Raw genomic sequence first — 12,027 nt, forward strand, 5'->3', positions numbered from 1 at the left:
CAATGATAGTTGTAAAAGAATCAACATATGCTGATATCAAAGATATACAGAGCCTTTGGGCTGATGAAGAAGTTATGAAATATATCTGGCCAGGTGGATTACACGAAACAGAAGAAGCTGTTCAAACATGGCTGGATAGATTTCTGAATTCAAAACCTAAGCAAAATCATTACTCTATCTTTGAGGATGGTAAGTATTGTGGAGAAACACAGTATCGAATAGATGAGGCTACGCGCAGTGCGTCATTAGATATCAAGTTGTTAAAGTTTGCTAGAGGTCGCGGCATTGCAACTAAGGCGCTTGAAAACTCTATCAGGGAAGCATTTGAAAATGGAGCAGAAACACTGTGGGTGGATCCACATCCGGATAATACAAAAGCAATTGCTTTATATCAGAGAGTAGGCTTTGTAAAAAAAGAAATGCCTGAACATGTTATTGCCATGGGAGAAGATCCGTCGGTATATGCTTATATGGAACTACGCAAAGAATGAAGAATAGCACGGGGAATTAAAAATGAATCATATTGGAACGCAGGAATTAGAAACAGATGCGTGCTATTATGCATTGCTAAAAGAGGATAGGTAAAAAACAATATTAACGGGAGATATCATGGAGTTTCGCATTACTAATGATGGAAAAGAAACGGATATAGCAGAAATCTACAAAATGCTCAAAGAGTACAACCTTAGCAAACGTGAGAAGTCAGAAGATGTACCTTTAGGGATTTATCATGAGGATGAAAATGGAAATAAACAAGCCGGACTTGTAGCTGATACTTTTGGTAACTGGTTATGCATCCATTATCTCTTTGTTGCAGAGGGGCTTCGAGGTCATGGTATGGGAAAAGAGCTAATCGCAGCCGCAGAAAAAGAGGCGATAAAGCGAGGTTGCAAATATGCCTTTGTAGATACATTCTCATTCCAAGCACCGGAGTTTTATAAGAAGCTGGGGTACAAAGAAGTGTTTTCACTACGAGAATATCCTTATGCTGGAGCTAGATATTACTACACAAAAGAACTGTAAATTCGCATTAAACTCGGGGGAAAACCATGTTCAAAAAATATTACGACAGACTGCTGGAGCAAATATCCATTGATTATAACTGCGCCCCAGAAGACATACGTACAAAGAAGATAATTATCACGAAGTCAGCATTGAACCAGGGTAGAAGGAGTTATAGCCCCGGAGTACCGTTCCTGCAGATGGCAACACTTGGAGAAAGAACTGTCATAATGGCGGATGAGTGTCTTCACGAGTTTTTGCAGGATTTGGTAAAAGATGTAGATGCACATCGGTTATTAGAGTTTGACAATCTTCTTAAGCTTGACGAAGAGGTAAAAAAGTATGGCTATCAGATGAACCATACCCATCATATGTTTTTGCCATGCCGCGAAATCTGTCATGAAGAGCGCTTTCAGGTAAAGTGGCTCTATGATAGCGAGATAAATTCATTCTATGGAGACCAGCGTTTTCCGAATGCAATTGCCTATCCTACGCCTTGTCCGGTACGCCCTGATAGAATCGCGGTAATTGCCCTGGACGGAGATAACATAATGGGAATGGCGGGTTGCTCAGAAGATGCGCCACACTGGCAGCAGATTGGAATTGATGTGCTCCCTGAATATCGATCAAAGGGCATAGGTTCATATCTTGTGACACTTCTAAGGAACAAGATAATTGATATGGGCGACGTTCCATTCTACGGCACAGCAACTGCCAACATTCACTCGCAGAGAATCGCCATAAATAGTGGCTTTAAGCCAGCATGGGTAGAGACCGAGGCTGTCAAGATCGAGAACGATAACTCAATGGGAGGATAAATAGTGGAGTATATAATTGGGAAACGACCGTGATTTTGGGAGGTGCCATGTATTACCATGCTTCCCCAGTTGGGGGTATAACACAATTAGAACCTAGAGAATCAGACCACCATATTCCGCTGGTTTATTTTTCAACCAAAAGAGAAAACACGTTAGTATATCTTAGTAATGCAATCGAGAAATACTGTAAAGAAACAGGTTTTTCATATGGCGGTATATGGAAGAAATGGGGACCATACGGGTTTAACAAGGATGGAATTCAACAACTTCATGAGTATTATCCAAATGCGCTTGAAAAAACGTATAAGGGAGTTTCAGGATATATTTACAGTGCTGAAAATATTACTGATTCTGGATTTGAGATCATGATTCCCAATGCGGCATCGAGTAGCACTTCTGTAAAAGTTTCTAATGTAGAGTTTGTCACAGATGCCTATACTGCTATTCTTGAGGCGGAAGAAAAAGGACTTATCGCAATCACAAGATACAATGAAATATCTGAGAAGATGCAGGAATGGATTAGAAATACAATTCTGCATGAATACGAAAATGCAGTGGATCATCCGGATTACAGGCACTTTTTAAAAGGTAATTTTGCAGACATATTGAGCGCTAACGAGAATTGATTCATAAAAAACAGGGGATAAAAATGGTCAGCTTAATTGATATAAACGAAGATAACTGGATAGAGTTTGCAAGACTATCCGTTGATGAGAGTCAAAAGAACTATCTTGCTAGTAACATTGGGATCATTGCAAGAGGATATGCTTATCGCACTTCACGCGCAAAGGTAATCGGAATTGTAGCGGATGATAAGCTTGTAGGGCTTGCTCTGGTAAAAGATATGGATGAGGAGCCAGCGTGCTACGACCTTCAGCAGTTTATGATCGATAAGGATTTCCAGGGAAAAGGATATGGATCTAAAGCGCTGGATCTAATTCTCAATGAGCTCAAAGATGAACACAAATACGACAATGTAGAAGTTTGCGTTAAAATGGATGATGCTCAGGCAATCCATGTCTACGAAAAGGCAGGGTTTGTGGATACAGGCTACATCGATGAGGATGCTCCTGACAGCTATAATCTTATATATCGCTTTGATAATGATTCTAATATCAATTTTGAAGATGAATGCAACGACAATAAGCATGAGCATGGTAGCATAAGATTTACCAACGTCCACGACGCAACTGAAAAGCAGACTATCGTCCGCACTATCCTTGAAGCCCTTCCTGATTGGTTTGGCATAGAAGAATCCAGAGAGAAGTACATAAAAGAAAGTGCAGACCAGCCTCTTTTTGCAGCATATGATCTGGATAAGCCAGTAGGATTCTTATGCCTTAAAGAGACAGGAAAAGAAACAGTCGAACTTTGTGTCATGGGTGTGCTCAAGGATTACCACAGAAAAGGCGTAGGCAGAAAACTATTTGAGCAGGCTAAGGAAGTGGCAAGACAGCGTGGATACACATTCATGCAGGTTAAAACTGTGCAGATGGGCAGGTATGAGGATTATGATGCCACAAACAGGTTTTATCAATCACTAGGCTTTAAAGAGTTCGAAGTGTTCCCAACACTATGGGATGAATGGAATCCATGTCAGATATATGTTATGGCATTATGATATAGAACACAATTGCTTGAGTATGCCGTATCAAAGATTCAGAAACTTGGTTTGACGCCAACCCTATGGATTTTGGAGAACAATCATGGTGCAGAGCGTTTGTATTTGAGAAACGGATTTACACCTTCTGGAAAAAGAAATCATTCCACAGGAAAACTTGAGGAGATTGAATATATACATGAATTATGAGAGTTCTGTAATGAATTCAGCACTAATTAATGGTGACCTTGAAGCCCTGCGCAGGGTGCCCAAGGCAGATCTTCACAACCACTTTGTACTTGGTGGCAGCAGGCGATATTTAAGAGAATGCACGGGAAAAGAAATTAATCCAATCACTAGGCCTCTTAGTTCCATGGATGAAATGCACGCCTGGAATGCTCAGAATATAGGTGACTACTTTAACTCAAGCGAAGGCCGCAGAATGCTCATAAATGCTGCATTTGAGCAGGTAAAAGAAGATGGTGTTACCATTCTCGAAATTGGCGAAGACGTTTGGGGACTTGGTGAGTTTTTTCATGGAAACATAGATGAACTTGTGAATGCATTTGAAACTTCTCATAAAGAGATTGCTCCCGAGATTGAGCTCCGATTACAGATAGGAATGTCCAGACATTGCGACATAGATTACTTGGAGGATTGCCTGTCACATTTCTGGGGATGCAAAGCCTTCTATTCAATTGATCTATATGGAGATGAACTGGCGCAGCCAATAGAGAATTTCAAGTCCATCTACAGGCGCGCCAAAGCAGAAGGTCTTAGGTTAAAGGCTCACGTTGGTGAGTGGGGCACAGCAGAGGATGTGCGCCGCGCAGTAGAAATCCTTGAGCTTGATGAAATTCAGCACGGCATTGCAGCAGCTGATGATCCCTCTGTAATACAGTTTCTTGTAGATAATCACATCAGACTCAACATCACACCTTCCAGCAATTTCCTTCTTGGAAGGGTAAAAGAGCTAAAATCACACCCTATAGCAAAGCTATACCGTAGCGGTGTAGACGTAACAATAAACTCTGATGATGTTCTAATCTTTGATTCAGATGTTTCAAAAGAATACATGCGTCTTTATCAGTGCGGCTGCTTAACTGCAGAAGAACTAAACGACATAAGGAAAAACGGATTAAAAACAATATAATCTCATAAAAAGGGAGGCATAAAATGACACACTACATGAATTTATGGGATGACTCTTTTTGCGCAATCAAAGAAGGCTGGAAAACAATCGAGATGCGTCTAAATGACGAAAAAAGAGCAGCTATTAAAATTGACGATATTATTGAGTTTACAAATACAACTACAAAAGAAAAGATAACCTGCAGTGTTAAAAATCTCTATAAATATACTGACTTTACAGAGCTGTACAAAAATCACGACAAGTTATCCATAGGCTACAAGGAAAATGAAGAGGCTGATCCTGACGATATGCTTAAGTACTACTCGAAAGAGCAGATTGAGAAGTACGGCGTTGTTGGAATAGAAATAACAGTACCAACCCCAACTTATATTCTGGCCAGTATGTATGAAGGCCCATTTGATAAAAGAACTGTAGAAATGCTTCGACGAGTTATAAAAAAGCGCGATTGCTTTGTGATAATTGCATCATATTTTGAGTCTTACGAGCTGACAGATAAGTTCGCCAAGGTTTTCTATAATAAGTTTGTGGAAGCAGGATTTGAGTTTAAGACTATGGCAGTGGTGGATGGTCGTATGAGTCATGAAGAAGCTCAGAGGACCGTCCGAGAGGCAGATTTTGTGTGGATTTCTGGAGGAGACACTCCTACAGAATATCATTCAATCTGTGAGTATGGCTTGGATAAAGTGTTACGAGAGCATAGAGGGGTGTTAATGGGAGTTAGTGCTGGCACCCTGAATTTAGGAAAGACAGTTCTTTGTCCAAAAAGTAATGGTTATGATCAACAGCAGATATACAAGGGCCTTGGATGCGTGGATATTACTGTATTTTCTCATTATGACATGGGAGATATCGCAGAAGATAAGCTGGAACTGTCAAACACCTATGATTTCTACTATATGACGGATGATAGCTATATTCTTTGTGACGGAGATCATAAGGAGTTTTACGGCAACATTTACTATATTTCCAAGGGCAAGAAAGAAACAATTTGTCAGGATTTTGAACGAAAAGAACAAGCACGAGCTTGATAATTTAAGGGGAATAGCATGAACGAATACAGTTTAGGACACAAGAAGGCCTGGGAATTTGACGCATATGATTTCTGGGTAAGGACAGCAGGAACTCCTGCAGAAAGAGCTATGAAGGACAAGGAAAATCCTGAAAAGATGCTCAAGCAATATGCACAGTACTTTGATTCTTACGAGGGAGTAAAAGTAGCCAATATCTGCGGATCATGTGGTAAAAAAGCGGTTCCGCTGGCACTTCTTGGCGCAGAAGTTACAGTCTTCGACATTTCAGAAGAGAACAAGAAGTATGCTGTAGAGACTGCAGAGGCAGCAGGGGTCAAAATAGGCTACGAAGTATGCGATGTCTTAGAAATCGACATGAACAAGTATAAAGGCTTCTTTGACGTAGTATTCATGGAAGGCGGAATCCTGCATTATTTCCACGACATAAACGCCTTTATGAAAGTAATGAACAGCCTTCTTAAACCAGGCGGAAAGATGATCTGCAGCGATTTCCACCCTTTCACCAAGATCTCAGATGCACTTGGCCTGCAGCAGCCCACAATGAGCTATTTCTCCACTGACATATTTGAAGGCGAAATGGCCCATGCAAGGTTCTACGACGAAGAGATCCGCAAGCAGATTCCAAAGTGCCATTACAGAAAGTACACTATCAGCGAGATCATCAATTCCATCATAGGAAATGGCTTCACTCTAGAGAGATTTGATGAGCATCCATCCTGGGAAAACGAGATGCTTCCTGGAGAATTCACGGCGATCGCCATAAAAAGATAAAGCATTTATACTTTTTTTACAATATAAATGTACGTAAAATGGTAAAATTAATCTGTATTAATATGTGACTTTGTAAACGCAAGACAACATATACATGCGTTTACAACCATTAGGATTTACAGGGGATACAGATTGAAGAAAAGATATATTATCATCATTAATGTTTTGATAATAGGTTTGATTCTCTTCATTATCGTTAAATATGCCAACGATAGAGCGTCAGAATCAAACAGTTCTTCGATTGCGTCTTTTGAGAAAATGACAACTACAACAGAGCAGATCATCGCCAACTATCTGGAGGATGAGCAGCATCTGTGCGATATCTGGGCTAACTATATCAACAGGTCTGCGGAGACTGGAACTCCAATGACCGTTGAAGAGGCCATATCCTATATTCGAAAAGCCAAGATTTCTCCCGAAATATCAGGACATCTTATCTATATTGATGACGGCTCCATGTCTGGCATTTCAACAACAGCCAGCGCTACAGATCCGTCGGATTATTCTGTTAATTATTCCCACATATCTATTTTTGACAATCTTGAAATCAGTAACGTCGACGGTGTGGTAAACCTGACAAGGGCTTATACCAACCCGCTTAATGGCGTTCAGTCCATAGCCTTTCTTAACAACGTAAAGGTCATGGATGATGAGACTGGGGCTATGCGAGGTGGGCTTATTATCCGCGTTGTGCCTGTAAGCCGCCTTGAGCAAAAGCTGGTTTTCCTAAAGGGTGAGTATGAAAATGTGGAGTTATCCATCATAGACTGGGATGGAGACTACATGATCCACGGCAAGTCCCTTAAAAACAGCAATTTATTTGAGTATTTCAAATCCTACAACCCCATGTCCACTCAGGAATACAGCAAGGTAATAGATACTATCCGCACAGGCGTTGGTTCCATGCATATCCGTAATTCCAAGAGTGAGGACAGCATAATAGCATATACTCCTTTGAGCGGTCTGGATTCCTGGTTCCTGGTGGCCTATATTCCGGCAAAAGAGCTAACGGTTAACAGGTCCATCGACTGGATCCTCTTAGGAATTGTATCTGTGGGTCTTATGATTCTGCTTCATTTCAATATTTTTGTACTTATGAGTTACAACAGGGAACTCTCTGTTACAGCAAAAGCAGCAAATCAGGCCAATGAAGCCAAATCCTTATTCCTGTCCACTATGTCCCATGACATCAGAACTCCTATGAATGCCATTATAGGCATGAATGAAATGATTCTAAGGGACAGCCATGAAGAAGAGACCCTAACCTATGCTGAGAACATCAGGACCGCAGGAAACACCCTTCTTGGAATCATCAATGATATTCTTGATTTTTCTAAGATAGAAGCTGGCAAGATGGAAATCATAGAGGTGGACTACAACTTTGTATCTCTTTTGAATGACCTTGTAAACATGGTTCAGCGAGGCGCTGAGGAAAAAGGACTTACCTTCGACCTTGATGTGGACAGCAATATTCCAGAAATTCTTCACGGCGATGAGATAAGAATCAAGCAGGTTATAACTAACATCCTTTCAAATGCCGTTAAGTACACCAAAGAAGGCAGCGTTGTTTTCTCAGTATCAGGTAGCAAATGTGAAGATGCCAGCGATTACGTTAATCTTCACGTCAGCGTGAAGGATACTGGAGTAGGTATCAAGAAAGAAGACCTGGACAGATTATTTGCAGCATTTGAAAGAATCGATGAGGACAAAAATAGGCACATTGAAGGCACAGGCCTTGGAATGGCCATCGCCCAGAAATTCCTCAATATGATGGGCAGCCACCTTCAGGTGCAAAGCGAATATGGCAAGGGCTCCGAGTTTTCTTTTGACCTTAAGCAAAAGGTTGTGAAGTGGGAACCAATCGGAGAGTTCGACACCGCTTTCAAGCGTTATCTTAGCGAGCGAAAGCAGTACAAGGTGCAGTTCGTGGCGCCAAAGGCAAGAGCCCTGGTGGTGGATGATAACGAGGTCAACCTTAAGGTATTTAGTAGCCTCCTTAGCAAAACCAGGATGCAGATAGAGACTGCAGATAGTGGTGATGCCTGCATAGCTCTTTTTAAAAGAAATTTCTATGACGTGATCTTCCTGGATCACATGATGCCAGATAAGGATGGTATCGAGACCATAAAAGAAATGAAGGAGTGCAGCGATACGCCTAATCATAAGACTCCAGTCATCTGCCTTACAGCCAACGCGGTGTCTGGAATGCGCGAAATGTACATAAATGCAGGCTTTGACGACTATCTGACTAAGCCTATTGATACCAGTAGGCTTGAAACAATGTTCCTTAAGTACCTGCCGCCGGATCTGGTGGAGCAGCCTGCTGATACTGCCGAAGAAGAGAAGAACGAACCCCAACACAGTATTTTGGTGGTGGGAAAAGATATAGCTCTTTTACGGCAGATAAAAGAATGGCTGCCAGATCGATATAACGTAGTTGTGGTTAAATCAAAAGAGCAGGCTCTTGCGTATCTTGAAAAGCATGAAGCTGAGCTGATACTGATGGATCAGGATATCGAAGCCGCGGGCAACTTCGAGGAATCAAAGATCATGCAAAAGAACCTGCAAGAAATGAGTCGCGACGATATTACATCGCAAATAGATGAGTTCTTTAACGAGTCGGATACTGCAAACATGTGACTTTAGACGAGGAATGCTTCGCAGTTGATTAGATACAGGAAGGAGTAGGAGAGAACATGAGAAAAAACATCAGGAAAATCATATCTACAGCCCTTGTGACACTGCTGATACTGGGCACCATGGGATGCGGACAAGGTGGCACGACCAGCAAGGAGTTTTCTCCCAAGTACTCACCAGATACTGAGTATAAGCTATATATAGTGGGCACATACTCTAACTTTGAGTCCTTGGAAAGTGCTATCGAGAGGTTCTACGTTCACTATCCAAATGGTGAGATCGAGTACACCTATCTGGATGATTATATTAATACCATTGGTCAGGCGCTGGCAGGGGAGGAACAGCCAGATATCTTTGTTGTTCAGCCTTGGATGTATGGCGATGAGAGGTTTGATTCCTTGTTTGAAGGAGCTGAGGTGCTATCTGACCCTTCGCTTGAGATCAACCTTGATTGCATCCGCCAGGGAGTCAGATGGGAGCTTGATAACGGAGATGTTATCGCACTTCCAATATTTGCCACCTCCTACGGAATGCTTGTTAACATGGATATCTTTGAAAAAGAAAACCTGAAGGTGCCAAAGACCTTTGATGAACTGAAAAAGACCTGTGAAAAGCTTAAGGCAGCAGGCTACGATTCACCTGTTATGGGCAGCAACACTTCAACAACGCCGGGAATTGGCTATTCATTTGCTTATCCTATGTTTGCCAAAGCGGTGAAGGATGACAGAAGCGTAGAGGAGGATCTTAATAATCTTGTGCCTTCTTCAGGCGAAGCCATGAGGGCTTCTCTAACAAGGTTAAAAGAGTTTGTGGATAGCGATTGCATAGATATAGACAAGTGTTCAGCGGAAATTGAAGATGATTATAATGCTGTGATCATGCGATTTTTTGAGGGCGATGTGCCTATGATGCTCTGCTCTGGAGACGTTGTTTCCGGAACTAAGAAGCGCGAGAGTAAGTCCGAAGCCTTTTCAGCAAATCCATTTAAGTACGACTTCTATGTGGCTCCTTCCGGAGACAAAGGCGGATACTATATGGATTCAGTGACGATAATGTTTAGCGTTAATAAAAATAGCGCAAACCTCGATATGACCAACGAATTCATGAGATTCCTTACAAGTGAAAAAGAGCTTGGTCTTATGGCTCAGGAAAAGAGACTTATAACGCCTACCAAGGATTATTCACTGGATGAAGTATATGGATCTTTGTCAGGATTTCCTGAAGATAGATCAGTCAGCTTTAGGGACATAGCGCTACTGGATACTGCGGTAAAAGAGTTTAGGGCAGGAGCCTTTAAGGTAATAAATGGCGAAATGACTGTGGATGAAGCGGTGGAGAACTACGGAACGATATCCGGAAAATGAGACAGCTTATAGACTATCTAATATTTGTTTAGATAGCTCTTTTGCCTCATCGTAATCAAGATTGGTGACGAGTTTATCCAGTTCAGTTAACTTGCTGGATAGCTCCTCATTACATTCAAAGGAAAAGAGCTGATTCATTGCTTCTTCACAGGCGCCAAGATTAAAGTCATCTATTGCTGCAATGAGCTCCTGTAAGATAACTGAAATGGCAGATTTATCATAGCTCTTTTTAACGTCGTTATTATTAGCGGCAAAGGGCTCAAGATAAGGTTTAAGGGATTTAAAAGAACTAAGAATGCCTGGGGTGAGCTTTTCAATCTCAGCAAGATTGTTTTCCTTTCCCAGCTTTTCGAGAGTAAAGAAATCCTCTCCAAGGTCCATGGCACCGATCATGCGGCAGGTAGTCTTAAGGGAATGGACTTGAACAGTGTAGTTCTTAAGGTCCTTATCTCTTAGGAGAGTTTCTACCAAAGCAGTTTTTTCGTCCATGAGCTTATAAACATCACCAAAGAGCTCAGTTAAAAGCTCTTCGGAGCCTGAGTTTTTGATAGCCTTTTCTATATCAATACCTGGGATACTAATATTCATTGAAAGGAGTCCTCCATGAATAGTATACCATACATCATTGTTGTGGATGATGACCCTATAATTCTTAAAAAGACATGGAATACTCTTACAGACGCTGGATTTAAGGTGGCTGTGTTTAAGTCTGGAAATGCCCTTTTTGAATATAGTAAGGACAATCCTGCTCCCAATCTTATACTGATGGATATCAATATGCCGGAAATGGACGGTTTTGAGGTTATTAGGGAGCTTAAAAAGAGCGAGAAGACCTGGAGAGATACACCTGTAATATTCCTGACTGCCAATGAAGACGAGGATACAGAGACAATAGGTCTTTCCCTTGGCGCCATGGATTTTATCAGAAAACCATTTGTGACCAGCGTCCTGGTGCTAAGAGTTAAGCATGCGGTGGAACTGATCAGGCTTCAAAGGGATCTTGAAGGCGTTGTTGAAGAGAAGACCAGGGAAAATGAGAATCTCTTTTTACACGTGGTTGAGAGTCTTGCTGATGCCATTGATGCTAAGGATAACTATACCAAAGGTCATTCCGGAAGAGTGGCAGCTTATTCAAAAGAGATAGCGGCAAGATATGGTTATGACGAGAAGAGGCAGGAGCGAATCTTCATGATGGGACTTCTTCATGACGTTGGAAAGATTGGCGTCCCTGATGAAGTGATAAATAAGCCAGGGCATCTTACGGAAGAAGAGTTTGCCTGCATCAAAAAGCATCCGGGAATAGGAGGCAAGATCCTTAGTAATATTAAGGAGATGCCAGAGCTTTCGGCGGGAGCTAAATGGCACCATGAAAGATATGATGGAACCGGGTATCCACAGGGACTTTCCGGTGAGGATATACCTGAAGAAGCCAGAATCATCGCTGTAGCCGATGCTTACGATGCCATGACCAGTAACCGAAGCTATAGAGGGGTCATTCCTCAGGCGAAGGTTAGAACCGAGATTGAAAATGGTAAGGGAAGCCAGTTCGATCCTAAGTTTGCGGACATTATGCTTAAGATGATAGATGAGGATAAGGAATATCTTATGAGAGATAAGCTTAATAATAATTTGATCTAAAAATCCAAGAGAA

12 protein-coding genes are annotated in these 12,027 nt (G+C 41.7%); 11 read left to right on the plus strand and 1 reads right to left on the minus strand.

The window, feature by feature from the left end:
- Positions 1 to 2 precede the first annotated feature (2 nt).
- The 10 genes from T541_RS0104450 to T541_RS0104495 all read left to right on the plus strand — a co-directional run bounded on the left by T541_RS0104450 (position 3) and on the right by T541_RS0104495 (position 10,376).
- Positions 3 to 491, plus strand: coding sequence for a GNAT family N-acetyltransferase (locus tag T541_RS0104450; RefSeq protein ID WP_034465989.1), 489 nt, complete (start codon positions 3 to 5; stop codon positions 489 to 491).
- A 118-nt stretch (positions 492 to 609) separates the two neighbouring features.
- A complete protein-coding gene (locus T541_RS0104455) occupies positions 610 to 1,023 on the plus strand; it encodes a GNAT family N-acetyltransferase (RefSeq protein WP_026651549.1) in 414 nt (137 codons plus the stop codon).
- Positions 1,024 to 1,049: 26 nt separating this feature from the next.
- A complete protein-coding gene (locus tag T541_RS20530) occupies positions 1,050 to 1,820 on the plus strand; it encodes a GNAT family N-acetyltransferase (protein ID WP_051538088.1) in 771 nt (256 codons plus the stop codon).
- A gap of 47 nt (positions 1,821 to 1,867) precedes the next feature.
- Positions 1,868 to 2,446: a hypothetical protein gene (locus T541_RS0104465; RefSeq protein ID WP_026651550.1), complete on the plus strand. Its 579-nt coding sequence runs from the start codon at positions 1,868 to 1,870 to the stop codon at positions 2,444 to 2,446.
- A gap of 23 nt (positions 2,447 to 2,469) precedes the next feature.
- On the plus strand, positions 2,470 to 3,441 hold the full coding sequence (locus tag T541_RS22045; RefSeq protein ID WP_081779846.1) for a GNAT family N-acetyltransferase: 972 nt from the start codon (positions 2,470 to 2,472) through the stop codon (positions 3,439 to 3,441).
- Positions 3,442 to 3,640: 199 nt separating this feature from the next.
- On the plus strand, positions 3,641 to 4,573 hold the full coding sequence (locus tag T541_RS0104475; protein WP_026651552.1) for a hypothetical protein: 933 nt from the start codon (positions 3,641 to 3,643) through the stop codon (positions 4,571 to 4,573).
- Positions 4,574 to 4,596: 23 nt separating this feature from the next.
- Positions 4,597 to 5,601, plus strand: coding sequence for a Type 1 glutamine amidotransferase-like domain-containing protein (locus T541_RS21595; RefSeq protein WP_197025137.1), 1,005 nt, complete (start codon positions 4,597 to 4,599; stop codon positions 5,599 to 5,601).
- A gap of 18 nt (positions 5,602 to 5,619) precedes the next feature.
- On the plus strand, positions 5,620 to 6,375 hold the full coding sequence (locus tag T541_RS0104485) for a class I SAM-dependent methyltransferase (RefSeq protein ID WP_026651553.1): 756 nt from the start codon (positions 5,620 to 5,622) through the stop codon (positions 6,373 to 6,375).
- Between the two features lie 132 nt (positions 6,376 to 6,507).
- Positions 6,508 to 9,015: a response regulator gene (locus T541_RS20535; protein ID WP_051538089.1), complete on the plus strand. Its 2,508-nt coding sequence runs from the start codon at positions 6,508 to 6,510 to the stop codon at positions 9,013 to 9,015.
- A gap of 56 nt (positions 9,016 to 9,071) precedes the next feature.
- Positions 9,072 to 10,376: an ABC transporter substrate-binding protein gene (locus T541_RS0104495; RefSeq protein WP_026651554.1), complete on the plus strand. Its 1,305-nt coding sequence runs from the start codon at positions 9,072 to 9,074 to the stop codon at positions 10,374 to 10,376.
- Positions 10,377 to 10,382: 6 nt separating this feature from the next.
- Here the strand turns inward: T541_RS0104495 and T541_RS0104500 are convergent, their stop codons facing one another.
- Positions 10,383 to 10,964: an Hpt domain-containing protein gene (locus T541_RS0104500; RefSeq protein WP_026651556.1), complete on the minus strand. Its 582-nt coding sequence runs from the start codon at positions 10,962 to 10,964 to the stop codon at positions 10,383 to 10,385.
- A gap of 15 nt (positions 10,965 to 10,979) precedes the next feature.
- Between T541_RS0104500 and T541_RS0104505 the strand changes: the two genes are divergently transcribed.
- Positions 10,980 to 12,014: an HD domain-containing phosphohydrolase gene (locus tag T541_RS0104505; RefSeq protein WP_026651557.1), complete on the plus strand. Its 1,035-nt coding sequence runs from the start codon at positions 10,980 to 10,982 to the stop codon at positions 12,012 to 12,014.
- Positions 12,015 to 12,027 lie beyond the last annotated feature (13 nt).

Origin of the sequence: Butyrivibrio proteoclasticus P6B7 (assembly GCF_000622085.1) — a bacterium.
GTDB classification, from domain to species: Bacteria; Bacillota; Clostridia; order Lachnospirales; family Lachnospiraceae; genus Butyrivibrio; species Butyrivibrio proteoclasticus_A.